Raw genomic sequence first — 19116 nt, forward strand, 5'->3', positions numbered from 1 at the left:
GCCAGAATAAGATTGCGGTGGGGTCAAGGCTCACATGGTCCCATTGCCTGCCGCAGGCAGCATTGCAGCAGCTAATGAATGTTCGCTTAGGGCCGTAATCGCCGCCTGTCCTAAGCGAAGGTAATTGTAAACATAAAACGCGGAGCTGATTGGGGCGTTGCGAAAGGGTCCAGTCCAATGTCATGGGCAATGGCCATGGAGTGATTGAAGCTAATTGGAATATTCACTCGGATTTGAAGGGGGAGGCGGCAAGCCTGGCGCGATCCTATAAGCCCTCCGTATTTGAGTGAATCAATTAAGTTATTGAATTAACAGAATTTCAGGATATTTAGCTGCATCTGCGACGCGCAAACTTATGCGCGCCACGCAATTTTATGTGCTTCCCTACACCTCTCGGTTGAAAAAGGACCCCGTCGCACGTCGCACTCTGACTTTGCGTTCTTTCCTGAGGAAAGTCGATGCGGCGCTTCCCGATGAATACATCGACTTTCTAAATCGGGGCGGCCCCGACGAGCTGGATTGGGAGGTTCTCTATCCCGAGCAATGGAAAACGGCAGTTTCATGAGGCACTGAACCTAATAACCCGGCTGCACGTGCCCTGCGCCCCCTCTGAATCGGAGGAAGAAATGGGCTATTTGCGGGAGCCGACACCGATGCCGAAATCTTGGCGGGCGATGACGATCAAAGAGACCGCTATGTTAAACGATCTCGATCCACAGGCCTAATCGGAGGCCAAGCCCTCGAGAAACCGTTCGATGAATCGTCCGATTTTTGGGGGCAGCTTTTACACTCCGCCTAAACCATTTTTTGCAACCACCTCGCTGAGAAACTGGGCCAGATCAGCCTTCGAAATTAAGGTTGCATCATCGGCATTCGAGCGATTCAGCGTTTGGATTTTCCGCTCAAAACGTGCACTCTTGCGCTCCTCGGCATCAAGTTTTTTCTGGATCGTCAGGACTCGTTTTTCCGCCTCCGTTGCACGCTTGGTCTCCTGCATCCGAGCTTCACGTTCTGCGTCATAGGCCGTTCGCATCCGGCGCACTTCTTGTTCCGCTTCGGTTAACTGGATCTGGATTTGGTCGGTGAGGACGCCGTGAGCTTCAGCGATGTTGAGAAGCCCACGGTACCGATAGTCCTGTAGGTCTGCATCAAACCTTGCAACGACCTCGCTGGGGAGAGACGCTATCCTTCGTCGCGCCTGCTCATCATGACGGAGATCTAAGATCCGTTTGATGTTGCTTTCCATGTCACCAGCCCGTGGCCTGTAGTTCAGCCTGAACAGGTGGTTGAGTTTCTCTGCCACACTTTTCTGGCAGATCTCAGCAACATCTTGGTCCGCCTCTGCGGCTTCAATGGCCCGTTCCAGCATTTCATCAGTGTATGGGAGCTTTGGTCCAGGTTTCCTGCGGTTTGCTGTCATGTTCGTCTCCGAAATTAGTACGAACTGTCAGATGATCTGTCAGTTGCGATATGTCAGTTCAGGCAGCGGGACATCTGCTGCCTGAAAAGAAGGTTGTGCCGTTCCATTAGCTCCGGAAACTTTTCTTGAAGTTTTATTCCAGCATATGATTTTTCGCTTGGGAACCTGTTGGCCAGATGGCAGTACGCTCAACGTCTGGTGAGATCCGAGCGGCTTGCTTCAACACCTCGACGGTTACCCCACAGCGAATGCCCGATTGCGTAGACCCCCAAAATTACCCTCATCGGCATGGTTGATGCCTGTTTCAGGGGGTTCTTAGGTTCTCTTGTTTCAGGGCCCGAATAGTTGAACACCTTCAATAGCTTATGCGAGGTAAGGCCGCATTTTCCCGACAGAGGGCCACTTTTTTCCGAGCGGTGGTCGGATTTTCCCGACGAGGGGACGCGGAATCCCGCAGAGTGGACGGATTTTCCCGACGAAAGAGCAAGAAGCTGAAACAGCGCGGATCCTGTCCCCGACATAGCTGGTCGGCAGAGCCGTTGAGCTCAATATTCAAAAAATTCGTCTGGCGTTAGGTCGGGGAGCGGCAGGGGCCTAATTCCGACGGACCATGACAGACAAGCCCGCCACCAAACCGCAACTCGAAACCTTCTTCGGTGTGACAGACCGCGGTCTGCCCGCCGTGCTTAACGATCTGCAGATCCGCCCGATCGGCGGGCATGTGCGCTGGCCGGTGGTCTGGAAGGCGCTGGGGCTCGCAGCGGAACAAGATCCAGGCCACGTATGCGAACTTAAGCACCCGCTGATGACGGCCGGAGAGGTAGGTGACTTGTGCGAAGTCACTGCACGAACCGTCTACCGCTGGCAGACAGGTGTTGGGCTGCCAGACGGCCTGCCGTCGATGCCAAAGGCGATCGATCTCTCTGCTGGTCGCAAAGACGCTCGCAAGACACGCTGGCGGAAGTCGGAGATCGTCGCTTGGCAGGACCGGGAACCGCAGCCCGCCTACGCTCGCGCCGCGCCGACTTTCGGATCCCTCAAACCCACCCCCTGAACGGGAGTAGACCCATGCCCACAGACCTGGCTGATACACATTTTCCGCTTAAGCGACGTCGATACGCAGCAGGCGACGCTGATACAACCTCTCAAGGGATTTCACCGGCGGCAATCGGGAAAGCGTGTGTATCGAAACCGCGTTTTGACGACGAAACCGACGATTTAGCGACACACGGAGAAACCCGATGCTACAGATGACGATCCAGCCAACGAAAACCTGCACATTGTTTGCGTCCGGTCCGACGCTCGCCGATGTGGTGCAACGAGTAGAGGCTCGCACCGTGGCGGGCGAACTGACCCAATCGACTGGGGAAAGCTATGTAGGGGCAATCAAATCGGTTGGAGATCGGCAGAACACACCACTCCGGATGATCGACGCCACCCTCGAGAACCTGGAGGATGTTCTCCCCAAAAATGGTTTTGATCCGAGGCACGACCCCTCCAATACATCCTATAATTTGAAACGGCGTCGGGTGGCGGCGGCCCTCAAGGAGTTTCTGGGCATTCATGAGATGTTGCAAACCTTGAGGGCGCAACAGGACGAATGGACCGATTTATTTCTCGTGATGGAGCCCTATACAAAATTCAAATCAGGCAGTTGGGGCTGGCATCCGATGTGCCTCGAAGCGATGCGCAGCTTTGCGCTCGTTGCGCGTGCACACGGCTGGCAACCTCGGGACATAAACGCCGCGAGAGCGACGCAGCTGGATGATCTTTATAGTGGTAACAAGCGCACCGCGAACCGCACATGTTTGGTGCGCCTCGATGACATTCGGAAATTTTCGGATGCGCTTCCTTTTCTGCCGCCCGAACCCATCGGTTTTGATGCTGCGCATCGACAAGAGATCAAGACCGGTTTTCCGTCAACCTTCGATCTTATTTTTAACCGGTGGATTGACGCGGTCACCAAATCAGGGTGGGATCCTGTTGCAGAGGCAAACAGCGATGATCGTCAAAAACATGCGCATGTCTTGCGCTCGGCCTTTCGCTGCTTTTTCAGGATCGCTCTCGAGCTTGATCTGATTTCCCGAGATGCAATGGAAATTCTGACAGTGCTGAGCTGTGACGAAGCCATCCGGCTCGTTGCCCGAGAAATGTTCGCCCGCAAAAACCGAGCAAGAGAAAAAGGGCGGCTCGATCCCAGGACCAGCCGGAAATACCTTAAGGGCATTCGCCAGGTGCTGAACGCGCGCGGGGTCGATACCACGGTGCTGAGTCGGATTATCGCAAATAACAAGGACTCGCGCAAAGGCGCGGCAGCCGACAAGCGCATGACCCGGCAAAACCAGGCATTTTGTGAAGCATTGGTCGAAAAGCTGCATCTGCGGCGACGGTTTCTGTTTTCCTATAAGCCCCTCCGAGCACAAGCCGAAGCTATCATGGCGAGAGCAAAGGCCGAGGCGCGCAAGATGACCAAGAATGAGATCGCCCGCGTCCGGCTGCTTGGCACCTGTGCCTGCTTTGCGGCGATCGAGATCGGTGGCGCACCTATCCGTGTCGAAAACGCCATGGGCCTCAGCTGCGTTGGGACGGATGCCCAGATCCTCGTCCCGAAGAAAGGAAAAAAACCGATGAATGTTCTCATTCCTGAAGGATTTACAAAAAACGGTGTCGAGATCCAGTTCCCGATTAAGTGGAACAAACATGGTTGCTACGATACGATCGAATGGTATTTCGACACTATCCGCCCGCTGTTTCCGTATGCAGGGAGCAACCCATACCTGTTCCCGGCCGTCAGGGCAGTCGGGAAGCCGATGGACCCCGGTTATTTTGGCGAAAAATTCTCCGAATTCATGCGCACGATCGTCGATCTGCCGATGACGCCGCACCAAATGCGCCACGGCCAGACATCATTGCTGCTCAACGCGCATCCGGAAGAGATCGAGGTGATTGCCAAGCGCATTGATGACAGCGTTGATACGCTGCGTCGCTACTATGGCTGGCTCAACGCGATGCGCATGGTTGAACGGGGCCAAGATCTGCTTGCGGGGTTAATGGATGGCTGATCGCATATACGACACCCGCCCTCGCGAGGAGATTCTCGCGCTACCGCACTTTGCTCCTTTTGTGACGGCACCACGGATCGACGAGATCGGATTGCGGGAGTTGCGCACACTCGATGCATTTCTTGTATGGGCGGAACGACAAGGTGTGCAAATGCCATCTGTCGAAGACTTTCTCACTTTCAGCGCCGACGCAGCCTCCACCCGCAAGCTCGAAAACCTGCGTACCGCCTTAGACCGGATTGCCCCCGAAGGGTCTGTTATTCGTCAAACCGTACGCGACGCGATCCGTGAAAAAAGGCCCCGCAGTCGGTCCTGCGACAGGCGCCCGCGTGAAGAGATCATCGCGGGCGCACATTTTGCGCCTTACAGAGACGTGACAGAACTCGGCGCGGTGCCACTTGAGGATATCAGGGTGCTCGATCGCTTCCTGATATTTGCAGAGGCGCGTCGAGTCGAACTTCCTTCTGTGACTGACTTCCTGCGTTTTGCGGGGGATGCAGGCTCGAGCCGTCGTTTGCGCAGCCTCAAATCCGCACTGGACACGATCCTACCAGGCAATCCAGCAGTGCTTTTGACGCTGCAGGCCGCCATCCGGCAAAAATCTCCCGAGAAAAAGGCACGACCGTCGAGGCCGCGACCTGCAGCGCGGCATCGTGTGCCGCACAGCTTGCTTCCTCCTGAGTGGCGACAGGCGCTGAGCGCGATGCGGGCCGGCGAAGATGTCGGTGGCCTGCGCCCCCCGGCGGAAAGTACTCTAAAGAACACCGAGGAGGTTCTGCGGGAGTACGCATGGATCATGATTGATGCGGGCCTTCCGGTCGCGATCACCATCGATGGCGTACGGAGGCTGGAAGCGGTCAGAACGCAACGCTCTCAAGCACGGTCTGAAAAAGCCTATCAGGGTCAAGGTGATCGTCCGGCGACCCGACATACTGCCGTGCAAAGAATCCGGGCTTTCGCCCAACATTTGGGTCTTGATCTGCTTCTGATCTCGACTCTTCAGGCACATGAAAACTGGCTCCGGCGCGCTCTGGGCCGCGTCGTGCCACTCAAATTTGCCAAACTGGATAGATTGCCGGACCTCGCGGCGACGTGGGCGCTTGCCATGCGCCTACGTGAAGAGAGCCAGCAGGCAACTCGGCGGCAGAGCAAGCTGCGGTTGCTGAATGAAGCCACCGTGATCGCACTGTGGACCTTGCTGCCGCTTCGCTTGGCGGATGGCCGACTGCGATGGGGCCGCGACATCTCGTGGACCGGCCTATGCTACCGCGTGGATATCGACACGCAAAAGGCGGACGTGGCGATTTCAGGACGACTACATGAGCGGTTGACGCCATTCCTCGATGCGCTGGTGCTGCAGGGCGTCGCTCCTGCTTATCTCGAGGTCATGCGCACCAATGCTATCGCAGAACAATCGCCCCTTTTTCGCGACACGACGGGCAATATGCTCGCCTCGGGCCAACCTTCAAAAGTCTGGGCGAAGCACATGGGCACAGGCGCGCATATCTCAAGGTCGCGTGTCCACACAGAGCTTGGGAAGCTTGGCCTCGAGGGCGTCAACGCGGCGCTTGCGATCAGCGCGCAAATGGATGTGCGATCCGCCGAGTTCTACCAAGGGCAGGCCGTCGCGCAGGCAAGAATGGCACGGGGGCAGGACATGATGGAAGGTTTGCTCGATGAGGCCGAAATATTGGAAAACATGAACTAAAAAGAGCGGTGGAAATGCGGCTCGATCCGTGTCGGATTGTGGCTTCCTTTACAGAACCACACCCCGACACCGTTCAAGCCCCGAATTGAGACGGAATAGAGGGCGTGATCACCGGAAACCGGTTCAATCTGGGCGCGCCGGATCAAAGTTGCTGCACTGTGCGCCCAAACCCGCTCTGTCGAAAGGAGGAACATGAGCGACTTGACGCTGCCACATTGGAGCAGCTTTTCGAAGGGGTCAGAGCCCATGTTCGCCCAAATACCAGAATTTCATCCCATGACAGAGGGGACTCCTATTGCGCGGACCGCACGGGAGTTTCTTGCGCTTCACGGCCATTGCCTGCCCGAAATGATCGACTTGTTGGCCGGGGTCAAAGCTGGGACCAAAGTGTTTCACCTGATCGAAGGCGTTGCCGCAGGGTCACTCTCCGATCGGCAGATAATGAGGGGGTTTGATACAATCCTCGCCGCCCTGGATCTGCGCCACGTGGGCGATTCGTCCCGGCTCCAAACTGCGCTCTTTTCGGAGAGCGACCCAGGCTCCGATATCGTGCACGACATCTGTGCGATGACCGAAGCAGTTGCGGCGCTTATCAGCCAACTGAGAATGTCCGGCGCGCAGGTCCTCGCATGATCCTGATACCACAGTAGAAAGCGGCGTCCTTAAAAGGAAGGGGGGGGTACCCTCGACGGTGGATGCCCCCCTTTTTTTCCAGCATCCTTGACGCTTTCTGTCTGTGCAGGCGAGCAGATGGTGAGCGTCGGTCCTTCGAAGATCCATGCACCAGCCCCCGGGCTGGTGACTTGAGCGACGAGTCTCCAAATCCCGGTCATTGCCGGGGCTCGTTCGCAGGGAGAACGAGATGCAGCACAGCATGCTCATTCCAACCGAAAGCCCGAGGCCGACGCGAGCCACGTCCGGGTTGAAAGCCGTACGACGCTTTGCGCAACGTGACGGGGCAACCCTGATCCGGGTGCTGAGAACGGCAGTCGGGCCGTCAGGTGTTGCGGCCGCAGAGCGTCTGCTCGACGGCCTGTGGTCTCTGGAGCCGCAACAGGACGAGGTCCAAGGGGCATTGAAGAAGCTGGTCCAGATGACCGAAGCTCTTCCTCCGACCGTAGATCAGCTCTCTTCGGAGCCAGATGCGTGGTGCGATGATCTGGACAATGCGATCCGATATTTTGGTGCAAGGCTGACGGACCTTGCGGGCGGTCTTGCGACGGGATGAACTTGGGGCCCTGGCAGAGAAATCGGCCGGGGTCCTTCAGTGCACTTGCGTTATCGGCGGATGCGAGGCAGCTGATCCAGCTGCCGCCTCGAGGCCCACAAAGCTCCCAAATCAACCAGCAAAGCCCGCCCTGGCCCCTAAACGACCCTCAGATGCTGCCTGCGTTCCTGGTCAACGTACCGGGTCTCCTCACGCGGCATCTCAAACGGGCTGATGATCATGGAAGTGTCGACACTGACCTCCCTGATCCGCTCCAGCAAAGGTGCCATCTTCAGCCCTTGGGCGTAGGATTTCTCCCCTTCGTCCTGCGGGGCGTGGCCCATCAGGCGCCGCCGGATCGCATCTGAGCGATCCTGGTTCAGCAGATCGCCATGAAAGCTTGTTCGGAGGGCGTGGAAATCGAGGCCCCGCCAGTAACAACCGTGGGTCTTGCGGTAATAGCCGAAGGCCTTGCTGAAGTTCTCCGCAAAGTTTTCCTTGGTGGATCCACGTGTAAGATCCGGAAACAGTCTGGTTTGCGATTGCCTGCGGCGGAGTTCGACGAGTTTCATGAACCCCAGTTTGATAAGGTCCGGATGAACCGGTAAGCGTCGCTCTCCCGCCTCGGACTTGACGTTGTTGCCTTCGGTGTTGCGAACCCACAGGTAATCAATCCCGTCTTCCGTTCCGAAATCCTTTGGTCCCAGCTGCAGGCTTTCCTGCATGCGCAAGCCTTGGAGCCGACCGATCAGGGGTGCCCAGAACAGCGGGTCGCCTGGATCTTCTGTCTCGCCCTGGTACACCGGTGACGCGAACAGCTTGGTGATGCGGTCATCCCAGGACGTGCGGGCGCGGCAATCCTGGGTGCGTTTCAGCCCGTCGGCTTCCGCCTTGGTCCAGGAGCATATCTCGAAGGGATTCGTGTCGATCATCTGCATGGCATACAGCATTTTCCCGATCGCATTGGGCGTGCGGCAATGCTTGAGATAGGTGTCGACCCGCAGCCGTGGCACCTTTGCCCCCAGCTTTGCAGCTTCGAGATCGGCGTTGGTGTGGTTGGATCTGCTGGAGACACGCAAGACCTGCGCCCTCGCAGCGTCGATTTCGCTGGCGTCGACCCGTTCGATCAGCTCGCGATACCCCGCCGTCGCCTTCAGGTGTTCGGTTTTTCCGTGATCCCGGGGAATGCGCCAGATCAGATCCAAGGCATCTTCGACGTCGCTGACGGCGATGTCCTCAAATGGGAGGTCACCCAAGAGATCCAGCCAGATCCGGCTGGCGACATCCAGTTTCGATCCGCTCGATTTCTCCCAGGCGACGCCCGTCGGTTGGTGTCGTCTCTGATGTTTGTGAAAATTCTCGCCATAGCCGGCACGCTTGATGTCCACGTAGAGATCGTAGGCTTCCCGCAGGGTGATGCCCCGGGGTTTCGAAAGGCTGATGCAGGATGCGTCACTGAGGGTGTCGAGGTTGACCCCGATTTTCGGGGGCCGTGCGGCGATGCGGCGTGTGATCTCGTCTTCTTTGTCCGGAGAGGCTGCCTGCCCTTGCGGTGGCGGGGAGTGTGCCGGTGGCAAAGCAGGGTAGGCAGACGCCGCGGCATGCCCTGCGGCCGGTCTCGTTGTTTCGGTCGCAGCGCAGACAGGCTGCGCCGGCGCGGATGGTGCAGCGGTCGCCTCGGACACCGTGGCTTGCTGTCCTGCATGCGGACGAGGGGTCGGATTCGGAATGACTGTAGCCGCATCTGCATGGGTACTGGCAAATTGTGCAGATGCCGTTTGCACATCGCACGGGGGTGTCCAGGGGCCGGCGCTAAGCTGCCTCGGCTGCGCCTCACGCCGCATCTGAGCCATGGCAGAGCGAAACACCGGCGACGGGCCATCGTAGATGCCTTGATCACGCCGTGCGCGCTCTTCGCTGACGTCCAGCAGGATCTGCGTGGCCTGGATCGCGAGGCTTAACCAATCCTGATCTTCCTCATCGAGCGCCAGCCCGAGCCGGGCCGCGACATGGCGGAGCGGCTTCCGGCAAACCTCACGGTCCCGCAGCAACAGGGCATGGCGCAGGGTTTCCTGCAGGGCCGCTTCGCGTTGCAGCTCGAAGGCCGCCGCTTGGGCACAGCGTTGCGGTGCGATCGCGCGGGCCCGCTCAAAGCATTCGATCTCGAAACGGGCGAGGTCGGTCAGCAGGCGGTCTGCAAGTTCAGGGGCGATTGGCATCGTCTTCTCCGTCATGGCGGCGAAGACCTGGTCGCTGATCCGGGTCAACCGGTTCGCAAGGGTCTTCGCGTCTCGCAATGACGTGGTGCGAAGCGAAAAGACGCGGAAATTCTTTTCTGAAAAAAATGCGAGTCCCTTCCGAACCGGCATTCTGCGACGCCAGTAGAAGCCGGACGGGCGATGTTCCAGATGGGATTGTGAGACGCGACTCCGAGCCATGGCCAAGTGTCCTTGTGCACGTGTATGTGCACTGCCAAGTGCACCAATCTGTGCACCTCATCGGCGAGCATCGACTCCGGACGGAGAAAATCCAATAATTTCAATGCGGTTTGGGTAAAATGGCTCCGACGGTAGGGATCGAACCTACGACCAATTGATTAACAGTCAACTGCTCTACCGCTGAGCTACGTCGGAACGGTCTGCACCGTATAGCTATGGTAATTTGCGGCGTCCAGAGGGATTTGTCACTTTTTTCCAGATTTTTTCAAAAGAGTTTTAAACCCTCCGAAATGAGGCCGTGGCGCAAAGCGGACCTAGGGGCGCAATCTTGTTTTTTCCTGTAAGGTCAATCAGATGTGCAAGGACGTTGCGGGTCGCGGCACCCAACAATGCAGGCGGGGTTTCGGTGTAGATTTCGGCGGCGAGCGCCGCAGCAGTGGCGGGGCCGTGTTCTAGGGCACGCAGGATATCTGCCTCGCGGGAAAGCCGATGCGAGACCAACCAATCCAGTCGCGCGGCAGGGTCTGTCACCGGGGCACCGTGGCCAGGGTAGAACACCCGCCAGCGGGTTCGCTGCAGTTCCGCGCAGGATGCCATAAAGTCGGTCAGATCCCCATCCGGGGGCGATACGAGCGAACTGGCCCAGCCCATAACGTGGTCAGCGGTGAAACAGGCGTCGCCCCACTGCAGGCTAATATGGTTGCCGATATGTCCGGGTGTGTGAATCACCTGAACCTCCCAATCGTCACCGGCGATGGTCTCTCCGTGGCGGACAAGCTGGTCGGGGATGAACCCGGCGTCGATGCCTTCGCCACCGCCGATGTCGGATGCGGCGGCCAGTTGCTGCATCACCTCGGACCGTCCCGCAAAAGCGTCCCCGAATGCAAGAATTGGTGCGGCACATACGCGGGCAAGGTCTTGGGCCAGCGGCGAGTGGTCAAGATGGGTGTGGGTCACAATGATATGGCTGATGTGCTGGTCGGGACCGATCGCATCAAGGATTGCCTGCAGATGGGGATGTGAGGCAGGGCCGGGATCAATCACCGCGATGCCGCGGGTCCCGAGAAGATAGGTATTGGTCCCGCGATAGGTCATGGGCGAGGGGTTGTCGGCCACAATACGGCGCAGGCCTGGCTCTAGCGTTTCGGCAGGTCCGATGGCGGGGTCAAAGTCGTCTGGGGGCAGCATGGTTTTGCCTTTCACTGGGGCAGGGGGCTGGCTAAGGTCTATCTCATGTTCTTTGTCTGGCTCAAACGTTATATGCCCCGCGGCATCTATGGGCGCGCTGCCCTGATCTTGCTGTTGCCGGTGGTGATCTTGCAACTGGTAATGACTGTTATCTTTGCGCAGCGGAACTATGAGGGGGTCACCAACCAGATGACCGATACGGTCCTGCGCGAGGTTGCCTTGGTTATGCAGGTGGTAGAGGCAGCCCCCACGGTCGATACTGTTTCTACCGCTATGCAAAATCAGCTTGCAGTGCTTGAGATGCGCGTTGCCCCAGTTTCTGCCGCCGAGATTCCATCGCACAATAGGATGAAGTGGTATGACTATTCCGGCAGGGTGATGGTGGCGCGGTTCAAGAATAAGCTGCCGTCGTTTCTAAGGCTCGACCTGACCCAGCCAGGGGCGGTGCATCTTTATACTCGGTCACGGTTCGGCCCGCTGGATATCCAGTTTGAACGCCGCCGTATTTCAGCGTCAAATCCCCATCAGCTGTTTGTCTATACCTTCAGCTTCGGCTTTTTGATGACTTTGATTTCGTTCGTTTATCTGCGCAACCAGCTGCGCCCGATCAAACGCCTGGCCCGCGCGGCCGAAGCCTTTGGACGGGGGCGACATGTGCCATATACGCCCACCGGAGCAGTCGAGGTGCGCGCGGCGGGGGCTGCTTTTGTCGATATGCGCGCGCGGATCGAGCGGCAGATCGAGCAGCGGACCTTGATGTTGTCGGGTGTCAGTCATGACTTGCGCACGCCGCTCACCCGGATGCGCCTGGGGCTAGCGATGATAGACGAGGACGATGCAGAGCCGCTATTGCAAGATGTCAACGATATGCAGGGGATGCTGGACGCGTTTCTGGATTTCGCAAAAGGCACCGCCGAGGGCGAGGCCGAAGCGCTGGACCCCCACGCGCTGATGCAAACCGCGATAGAAGACGCGCAGCGTGCGGGGCGCAACGTGACCTTGCTGCCGCCCGAGGGTGACGGGGCGGGCACTGTTCGGCTGCGCCGCATGGCGATTTTGCGGGCGGTAGATAATCTGATCTCGAACGCGGTGCGCTATGGCGCGCGGGCCGAGGTGTCGGTGCTGCTGACAGACAAAACGTTACGGATCAGGGTCGAGGACGACGGTCCTGGCATCCCTGAAGACCTTCGTACTGAGGCCGTGCGCCCGTTCTCTCGACTTGATCCTGCACGCAATCAAAACAGTGGTAGCGGCGGTGTTGGACTGGGCCTCGCCATCGCGACAGACATCGCCCGCGCCCATGGTGGAACGCTGCGCTTGGGGTCGTCGGACAGTCTTGGCGGTCTGCGGGCCGATATTATCGTCGCCCGATAAGGAGATTAGCCGAGTTCATCATATTTGAACATTTTCTCAGTAGCTTGAACCAAACACCCCCTTGCGCGTTGGTCCTCAAATTAATGAGGATTATGTTCATGCGTATTGTTACTGCAGCCCTTCCGCTTTTGTTGGCGTCCCCCGCCTTTGCCGTCACCCCGGATGAAATCGCGTCCACCACGTATCAGGGCGGGGCGTTGACGGACGGCCAATCCAGCCTCACTGTTGTTTTGCAGGTTCTTTTGGACCGCGCCGGGATCTCTCCGGGGATCATCGATGGATATAAGGGCGCGATGAGCGAAAGCGCGTTGCGTGGCTTTGAAGCGCGCGAAGGTTTTAAGATCGACGGTTTGCTGGATCCCGAAGTGTGGTCGGCCCTTGGTGGCGATGCAGCACCCTCCGTGTTGATGCAATATACGGTGACCGAAGAGGACACCAGCGACCTGACCGCTTCCATTCCGGAACACGTGGCGGATAAGGCCAAGATGGAGAAGCTGGGGTATACCAGCGTATCCGAACGTCTGGCCGAGCGCTTTCATATGGACGAGGATTTCTTGAAGTTGCTGAACCCAGGCGCGGGCCTTATAGCAGGCGAAACGCTGACCGTGGCCGATGTCGGGCCAAAGATGGAAGGCGAAGTCGCGCGGATCGAAATCCGAAAATCCGAACGCCGTGCTGTTGTCTACGCAGCAGACGGTCATATGATGACCAATTACCCCGTCGCCATCGGGTCAGATGAAACCCCATCCCCCAGCGGCGATATGACCGTCGAAGCCGTGGCGATGGATCCCACTTACAGCTACAATCCAGATGTCAATTTTGTCGCCGACGGCGTCAAGGAACAGCTGACTTTGCCGCCAGGTCCTAACGGTCCGGTGGGGTCGGTCTGGATTGATCTGTCCAAGCCAACCTACGGTTTGCATGGCACGGATACGCCAGCGTCATTGTTCACCGCGGAAAGCCACGGTTGCGTGCGATTCACAAACTGGGACGTTGAGGAGCTGGCACATATGGTCAGTGAAGGCGTTGAAGTGGTATTTGTCGATTGATGCGAGCTGCGGTTTTTGTTCTCTGTCTGTTGGAGCCGGCGGCCGTTATGGCTGCCGGAGCTGACAGCTCGGCCCGTCCTGTTCCCCGCCCAACGGTGCAGATCGATGCGGATGCAGTCGCGGAGGCTGAAACTGAGGTCGAAACGCCCGATGAAGGATCCATCGACCCCGCGATTTCACAGCCACGAGGCAAAGGAATGCGCGATACCTTGCGGCTCAACGATCCGGATTATGCCACCTGTCTTGCAAACCTAGAGGGGCTTGGGGTCACCTATACCGAAGCGGCACCTATCGTTCCGACCGACGATGCCGATTGCGGCATCCTCCGCCCCTTGACCGTGAGCGAGATTGCACCGGGCGTGGCCATTACACCCGCCGCCACCATGCGTTGCCCTGCCGTCAATGCGCTGGCGACATGGACCCGAGATTTTGTTCTTCCTGCTGCGCAGCGCATGACAGATCGTGGCGCTTTGGTGTCGATTCAGAACGGGTCAGGCTATATTTGCCGACGCCGCAACAATGCGCCCGATGGGAAATTGTCTGAGCATGCTTTCGGGAATGCGTTCGACGTTATGGGGTTCACCTTCGCGGAGGGTCCCCCCATCGCGGTCGAACCGCGCGAGGCGCAGGGTACCATGGCAGAGGCGTTCCAAGATGCTGTAAGGGCGTCAGCCTGTCTGGATTTTTCGACCGTGCTGGGGCCGGGATCGAACGCTTCGCATGCGGATCACCTGCATCTTGACGTGATCGAACGGTCACGCGGCTACCGCTTGTGTGAACAGGGCGGTGGTGCTGTAGACTAAGGATCGCCTAAAACCATGCTGCAGCAGGTAGTCCGAGTATCAGAAACTGTCGTGAAGAACTGGAGCGGGTAACGAGAATCGAACTCGTAACTAAAGCTTGGGAAGCTGCCGTGATACCTTTTCACCATACCCGCGCGCCGTGAGGTGACTTAATCCGATGTGGCGGGTGCGTCAAGCGGGGTTTTTGTCCGACGCATCCTTTGCTGCCCTTGAGAACACTCTTCAGCGGCGGCGGCGTCTGCGGGTGCCGCCTGAGCTATCGCCGCCGGTATTGAATGTCTCGGTTGGCAGGGTGACGATGCTATTGAGGATCGGGAAGGGCTCTACCGCGTTGGGGATGGCCGATGCGTTGACGAAATGCTCTTGGAAGCGGGGTTCGATGGCAGTCTCGATCTTGTGGATGTTGCGCACCGTCTCTTCGATCTCGGCTCGGCTTGAGGTGTTGAGCAATGCGATGCGTGCGCCGGTGCCCGCCGCGTTGCCAGCCGATGTGACCTTGTCCAGCGGTGCGTCAGGGATCATGCCAAGGATCATCGCGTGTTTAGGGCTGATATGCGCACCGAATGCGCCGGCCAGCACCACGCGGTCGACTTTGTCGACACCAAATTTATCCATCAGCAGACGCGCCCCTGAGTAAAGCGCGGCCTTGGCCATCTGGATTTCGCGGATGTCGCGGTTGGTCACAGTAATGCGCGGGCCGCCATCGGCGGTGCCATCATAGACCAGATAGGAATTAGTGCGCCCGTCGGCAAAGACATTTGCCGATCCGGTTTGTTCAGCCGTACCGATCAGGCCGGGGGCGTCGACGATGCCGTGGACGCGCATTTCAGCGACCATTTCAATGATGCCCGAGCCACAGATGCCGGTGACGCCACTGGCCCCAATCTCGGCCTCGAAGGCGGGATCATCAGACCACAGGTCGCTGCCGATTACCTTGAAACGGGCAATCTTGGTGACGGGGTCGATCTCTACCCGTTCGATCGCACCTGGGGCGGCGCGTTGACCGCTGCTAATCTGTGCGCCCTCGAACGCGGGACCGGTGGGAGAGGAACAGGCGAGGACTTTATCGCGGTTGCCCAGCAAGATTTCAGCGTTGGTGCCCACATCGACGACCAGCACCAGATCGTCTGATTTATCTGGCGCTTCCGACAGGGCAACGGCGGCGGCATCCGCGCCCACATGGCCTGCAATGCAGGGCAGCAGATAAACGCGGGCAGAGGGGTGGATGTTCAGGTCCAGGTCCATGGCGCGCAGACGCAGCGCGTTTGACGTGGCGAGCGCAAAGGGTGCTTGCCCCAGTTCAAACGGGTCGATCCCCAAAAACAGGTGGTGCATGACCGGATTGCAGACAAACACCGCGTCCACGATCAAGCCTTTGTCGATGCCGCCCTCGGCGCTGATTTCATCGAACATTGTGTTCATGCCGGCGCGCACCGCGCGGGTCATCTCTGCCGCGCCGCCTTCGTTCATCATCGAATAGCTGACGCGGCTCATCAGGTCTTCGCCAAAGCGGATCTGCGGGTTCATTACGCCGGATGAGGCCACGACTTCGCCTGTTTGCAGATCGCACAGGTGCGCCGCGATGGTGGTCGACCCAAGATCGACCGCGACCCCGTAAAGCGACCCTTCGTAGAAGCCGGGCCAGAGATGCATGATCCGCGGCGGGTTTTCATCATCGCCCAAATGCACGGCAACTGTGACTTTCCATGCGCCCTTGCGCAGAGCGGGTTGCAGCGTTTGCAGGATTTGCAAATCGGCCTTTACGTTCTCAAGCTCCCATTGGTCGCGCAGAGCATCGCACAGACGCTCAAGATCGCCCGAGGGGTCGTGCATGTCGGGTTCAAGAACCTCGACGTAAAAGAGCTTGGTCGGCGGGTTCAGGACGATATCGCGTGCTTCGGCCCGTTTGCGGACGACTTGTTTGTGGACCTGACTTTCGGCGGGCACGTCGATCACCACATCGCCCATGATTTGCGCCTGGCAGCCCAGACGGCGGCCCTCGATCAGTCCGCGCTTGTCTTGATACCGCTGCTCGACGCTGTTCCATTCCGACAAGGCATCCTGGGCCACGGTGACCCCGTGTTTGGAAAACTGCCCATAGCCGGGAGAGACCTGACATTTCGAACAAATCCCGCGCCCGCCGCAAACGGAGTCCAGATCGACGCCCAACTGCCGCGCCGCCGTAAGCACCGGTGTGCCCTTGGCAAAGTGACCGCGTTTGCCCGAAGGCGTGAATACCACAAGGGGATCGTTGCTCATCTATCTTTATCCTCAACACTTTGCCGCACCATAGCGTAGCAGGCGGCAGGCGAAAGCCACGATGCGGCATAATGCCGGTCATCTGCGCCTGTGCGCCTCTGTGCGCGCACGCCGTGGTGACATAGCTGCGTTGCACAATGTCGTTAAGGTGCAAAAGGGTCTTTCCAATGCGACCCATCCATGAAATATGAAACCGCCAAATGAACCCATGCAAGCCGAGGTGCAAAATGGAGATTCGTGAGGCTCTGACCTTTGATGATGTACTACTGGTGCCAGCGGCATCCACCGTGTTGCCGTCTACGGCTGACACGCGGACCCGCGTGACCAAATCAATCGCGCTGAACATTCCGCTGCTTAGCTCTGCGATGGATACGGTGACCGAAAGCCGCATGGCGATTGCCATGGCACAGGCGGGCGGCATGGGGGTTATCCACCGCAACCTTACGGTCGACGAACAGTCCAAGGAAGTGCGCCGTGTCAAACGGTTTGAATCCGGCATCGTCTATAACCCGATCACCCTGCGGCCCGACCAAACGCTGGCGGATGCCAAGGCGTTGCAGGAACGCTATCGGGTCACAGGCTTTCCTGTGGTGGACGAAGCAGGTCGCGTCGTCGGTATCGTAACCAACCGCGACATGCGTTTTGCTTCTGACGATGCGACGCCTGTACGGGTGATGATGTCGAGCGATAATCTGGCCTTGCTGCAAGAGCCCGCAGATCGGAACGAGGCGATCAGCCTGATGAAGGCGCGCCGGATCGAAAAGCTGTTGGTTACGGATGCGCAGGGCAAGCTGACCGGTTTGCTGACCTTGAAAGACACCGAGCTGTCGGTGCTGAACCCCACCGCGTGCAAGGATGATCTTGGTCGGCTGCGGGTTGCTGCAGCGACGACTGTCGGGGACGCGGGCTATGAGCGTTCGCAGGCCCTGGTTGAAGCGGGTGTCGACATGATCGTGATCGACACCGCGCATGGCCACTCTGCCGGCGTCGCAGAAGCCGTCCGCCGTGCGCGGGGGCTATCAAGCTCGGTCCAGATCGTTGCGGGCAACGTCGCCACAGGCGACGCCACACGCGCGCTGATTGATGCGGGTGCGGATGCCGTAAAGGTCGGTATCGGCCCGGGGTCGATTTGCACAACGCGGATGGTCGCCGGTGTCGGGGTGCCCCAACTGACCGCGATCATGGATTGCGTCAAAGCGGCAGGCGATGTGCCGATTATCGCAGATGGCGGCATCAAGTTTTCGGGCGATTTTGCCAAGGCAATTGCGGCAGGCGCATCCTGTGCGATGGTCGGCAGCATGATCGCCGGCACCGATGAATCCCCCGGCGAAGTGATCCTGTACCAAGGACGCAGCTTCAAAAGCTACCGCGGGATGGGCAGCCTAGGCGCAATGGCGCGCGGTTCGGCCGACCGGTATTTTCAGAAAGATGCCGCCTCGGACAAGCTCGTGCCCGAAGGGATCGAGGGGCAGGTGCCCTACAAAGGTTCCGCCAATGCGGTGGTGCATCAGTTGGTTGGCGGTCTTCGGGCGGCCATGGGGTATACCGGCTGTGCCACGGTCGACGAGATGCGCAATAACTGTACCTTCGTAAAGATCACCAACGCGGGTCTGTCCGAAAGCCACGTGCATGACGTACAGATCACGCGGGAATCTCCGAACTACCGCATCGGGTAAAGTCATATATTATTGAAGTTTTAGAGGGCCGAGGCGAGAAGTCGCTTCGGCCCTTTGTTTGGAACCAAAGGGGAACCGGACGGAACTAACCCAGAACTTGACACTGCATCAGTTGTCGAACTGATGCAAAATGAGATAGTGTAGGGCCGTGACTGATGCAGGGGATGTGGCTTCTCTGGAGGGCTTTGTAGAATAAATTCGACGTTAAGCAGACTGCCCCATTCCCCGGACGGATGTATCCGAAGGGCTCGGTGATGGGTATGCCAAGCGCAGTGTAGATCATTCAGACGGCAATTATCTGTGCGCCTGACCGACTGCGTGAACTTTTTCGCAACATGACCCGTATGAAGCTGACACGCAACTTGGCAGCTTGGCGTCTGGATCTAACAGGGTATAGGGACTTCGAGGAAGCCTACAAGATCGCGCTCGAATCACTGGCGCGTCACTATCACGAGCTGCATGATGAAGTTGCGGACCTTGACGATATGATCGAGGCAATCGTTACAGATTTAGCTCCGGAGTTGATTGCACGAAACGGGTTGGGCCTGAACAGCGCTGCACAGTTGTTACTCAAGGCAGGCGATAATCCGGAGCGTCTCAGATCAGGGGAGTGTCATGAACTTTGTGTATCTGGTCTGGCCCATGCGGGTTTTAGATACAGTCACGCATTGAAGCGATCCTCAAACATTATGGCGAAATGATTGCGGGCCGCAAACCATTCTCGAACATTTCGGCCGCCTTTCTCAAACTTGCGGATCGCCAAGTAGATCAGCTTCGTGGCTGCGTCTTCGGTCGGGAACGATCCCCGCGTCTTAATCGATTTGCGGATTACACGGTTCAAGCTTTCAATTGCGTTGGTGGTGTAGATGATCTTTCGGATGGCGGGATCAAAAGCAAAGAACGGGATCACTTCCTGCCAAGCCCTGCGCCAG

General features: G+C 58.3%; 14 protein-coding genes, 2 tRNA genes and 1 pseudogene. 10 read left to right on the plus strand and 7 right to left on the minus strand.

Features of this window, described 5'->3' with window-relative positions; genetic code table 11:
• Positions 1-784: 784 nt before the first annotated feature.
• Positions 785-1420, minus strand: a complete 636-nt coding sequence (locus BLQ98_RS16075; RefSeq protein WP_208596085.1) for a hypothetical protein — start codon at positions 1418-1420, stop codon at positions 785-787.
• Between the two features lie 610 nt (positions 1421-2030).
• On the opposite strand from BLQ98_RS16075, the gene BLQ98_RS16080 reads away from it, so the two are divergent.
• From BLQ98_RS16080 to BLQ98_RS16100, 5 genes are all read left to right on the plus strand, one after another.
• A complete protein-coding gene (locus tag BLQ98_RS16080) occupies positions 2031-2474 on the plus strand; it encodes a helix-turn-helix transcriptional regulator (RefSeq protein WP_093734267.1) in 444 nt (147 codons plus the stop codon).
• A gap of 187 nt (positions 2475-2661) precedes the next feature.
• Positions 2662-4482, plus strand: coding sequence for a hypothetical protein (locus tag BLQ98_RS16085; protein ID WP_093734268.1), 1821 nt, complete (start codon positions 2662-2664; stop codon positions 4480-4482).
• On the plus strand, positions 4475-6190 hold the full coding sequence (locus BLQ98_RS16090) for a hypothetical protein (protein WP_093734269.1): 1716 nt from the start codon (positions 4475-4477) through the stop codon (positions 6188-6190). The genes BLQ98_RS16085 and BLQ98_RS16090 overlap by 8 nt, the downstream gene beginning before the upstream one ends.
• 276 nt (positions 6191-6466) lie before the next feature.
• Positions 6467-6823 carry a hypothetical protein gene (locus BLQ98_RS18320; RefSeq protein WP_208596086.1) on the plus strand — a complete coding sequence of 119 codons (357 nt, stop codon included), beginning with the start codon at positions 6467-6469 and terminating at the stop codon, positions 6821-6823.
• Between the two features lie 289 nt (positions 6824-7112).
• Positions 7113-7418 carry a hypothetical protein gene (locus BLQ98_RS16100; protein WP_167354570.1) on the plus strand — a complete coding sequence of 102 codons (306 nt, stop codon included), beginning with the start codon at positions 7113-7115 and terminating at the stop codon, positions 7416-7418.
• 137 nt (positions 7419-7555) lie between these two features.
• On the opposite strand, the gene BLQ98_RS16105 is transcribed toward BLQ98_RS16100, so the two are convergent.
• From BLQ98_RS16105 to BLQ98_RS16115, 3 genes are all read right to left on the minus strand, one after another.
• On the minus strand, positions 7556-9835 hold the full coding sequence (locus tag BLQ98_RS16105; RefSeq protein WP_141135357.1) for a DUF6538 domain-containing protein: 2280 nt from the start codon (positions 9833-9835) through the stop codon (positions 7556-7558).
• 120 nt (positions 9836-9955) lie between these two features.
• Positions 9956-10030: transfer RNA gene (locus BLQ98_RS16110), tRNA-Asn, on the minus strand.
• Between the two features lie 81 nt (positions 10031-10111).
• A complete protein-coding gene (locus BLQ98_RS16115; RefSeq protein ID WP_093734273.1) occupies positions 10112-11023 on the minus strand; it encodes an MBL fold metallo-hydrolase in 912 nt (303 codons plus the stop codon).
• 45 nt (positions 11024-11068) lie between these two features.
• Here BLQ98_RS16115 and BLQ98_RS16120 point away from each other — a divergent pair, with 45 nt between their 5' ends.
• The 3 genes from BLQ98_RS16120 to BLQ98_RS16130 all read left to right on the plus strand — a co-directional run bounded on the left by BLQ98_RS16120 (position 11069) and on the right by BLQ98_RS16130 (position 14249).
• Positions 11069-12397 (plus strand): ATP-binding protein, encoded by a 1329-nt coding sequence (locus tag BLQ98_RS16120; protein WP_093734274.1) that lies wholly within the window; start codon positions 11069-11071, stop codon positions 12395-12397.
• A 98-nt stretch (positions 12398-12495) separates the two neighbouring features.
• The gene (locus BLQ98_RS16125) at positions 12496-13446 is read left to right on the plus strand and encodes a L,D-transpeptidase family protein (RefSeq protein ID WP_093734275.1); all 951 of its coding nucleotides are present in this window, start codon (positions 12496-12498) and stop codon (positions 13444-13446) included.
• A 47-nt stretch (positions 13447-13493) separates the two neighbouring features.
• Entirely contained in the window at positions 13494-14249 is a 756-nt protein-coding gene (locus tag BLQ98_RS16130) for an extensin-like domain-containing protein (RefSeq protein WP_167354571.1), read from the plus strand.
• A gap of 60 nt (positions 14250-14309) precedes the next feature.
• Here the strand turns inward: BLQ98_RS16130 and BLQ98_RS16135 are convergent.
• Together BLQ98_RS16135 and BLQ98_RS16140 are read right to left on the minus strand one after the other, a co-directional pair.
• Positions 14310-14383, minus strand: a tRNA-Gly gene (locus BLQ98_RS16135).
• 88 nt (positions 14384-14471) lie between these two features.
• Positions 14472-16508: an ASKHA domain-containing protein gene (locus tag BLQ98_RS16140; RefSeq protein WP_093734277.1), complete on the minus strand. Its 2037-nt coding sequence runs from the start codon at positions 16506-16508 to the stop codon at positions 14472-14474.
• Positions 16509-16735: 227 nt separating this feature from the next.
• Between BLQ98_RS16140 and guaB the strand changes: the two genes are divergently transcribed.
• A complete protein-coding gene (gene guaB, locus BLQ98_RS16145; protein ID WP_093734278.1) occupies positions 16736-18184 on the plus strand; it encodes an IMP dehydrogenase in 1449 nt (482 codons plus the stop codon).
• 290 nt (positions 18185-18474) lie between these two features.
• A pseudogene (locus BLQ98_RS16150) lies at positions 18475-18789 on the plus strand (IS110 family transposase); the annotation flags it as partial.
• A 56-nt stretch (positions 18790-18845) separates the two neighbouring features.
• On the opposite strand, the gene BLQ98_RS16155 reads toward BLQ98_RS16150, so the two are convergent.
• On the minus strand, positions 18846-19116 hold a 271-nt coding region (locus BLQ98_RS16155; protein ID WP_141135358.1), incomplete at its 5' end, for a transposase.

This window comes from Sulfitobacter litoralis (assembly GCF_900103185.1).
GTDB classification, from domain to species: domain Bacteria; phylum Pseudomonadota; class Alphaproteobacteria; order Rhodobacterales; family Rhodobacteraceae; genus Sulfitobacter; species Sulfitobacter litoralis.

Coding starts and splice junctions, on each gene's coding strand:
- BLQ98_RS16105 (WP_141135357.1), bottom strand. CDS start 9,835: ATGGCTCGGAGTCGCGTCTCACAATCCCATCTGGAACATCGCCCGTCC.
- BLQ98_RS16085 (WP_093734268.1), top strand. CDS start 2,662: ATGCTACAGATGACGATCCAGCCAACGAAAACCTGCACATTGTTTGCG.
- BLQ98_RS16125 (WP_093734275.1), top strand. CDS start 12,496: ATGCGTATTGTTACTGCAGCCCTTCCGCTTTTGTTGGCGTCCCCCGCC.
- BLQ98_RS16120 (WP_093734274.1), top strand. CDS start 11,069: ATGTTCTTTGTCTGGCTCAAACGTTATATGCCCCGCGGCATCTATGGG.
- BLQ98_RS18320 (WP_208596086.1), top strand. CDS start 6,467: ATGACAGAGGGGACTCCTATTGCGCGGACCGCACGGGAGTTTCTTGCG.
- BLQ98_RS16080 (WP_093734267.1), top strand. CDS start 2,031: ATGACAGACAAGCCCGCCACCAAACCGCAACTCGAAACCTTCTTCGGT.
- guaB (WP_093734278.1), top strand. CDS start 16,736: ATGGAGATTCGTGAGGCTCTGACCTTTGATGATGTACTACTGGTGCCA.
- BLQ98_RS16075 (WP_208596085.1), bottom strand. CDS start 1,420: ATGACAGCAAACCGCAGGAAACCTGGACCAAAGCTCCCATACACTGAT.
- BLQ98_RS16115 (WP_093734273.1), bottom strand. CDS start 11,023: ATGCTGCCCCCAGACGACTTTGACCCCGCCATCGGACCTGCCGAAACG.
- BLQ98_RS16130 (WP_167354571.1), top strand. CDS start 13,494: ATGGCTGCCGGAGCTGACAGCTCGGCCCGTCCTGTTCCCCGCCCAACG.
- BLQ98_RS16140 (WP_093734277.1), bottom strand. CDS start 16,508: ATGAGCAACGATCCCCTTGTGGTATTCACGCCTTCGGGCAAACGCGGT.
- BLQ98_RS16090 (WP_093734269.1), top strand. CDS start 4,475: ATGGCTGATCGCATATACGACACCCGCCCTCGCGAGGAGATTCTCGCG.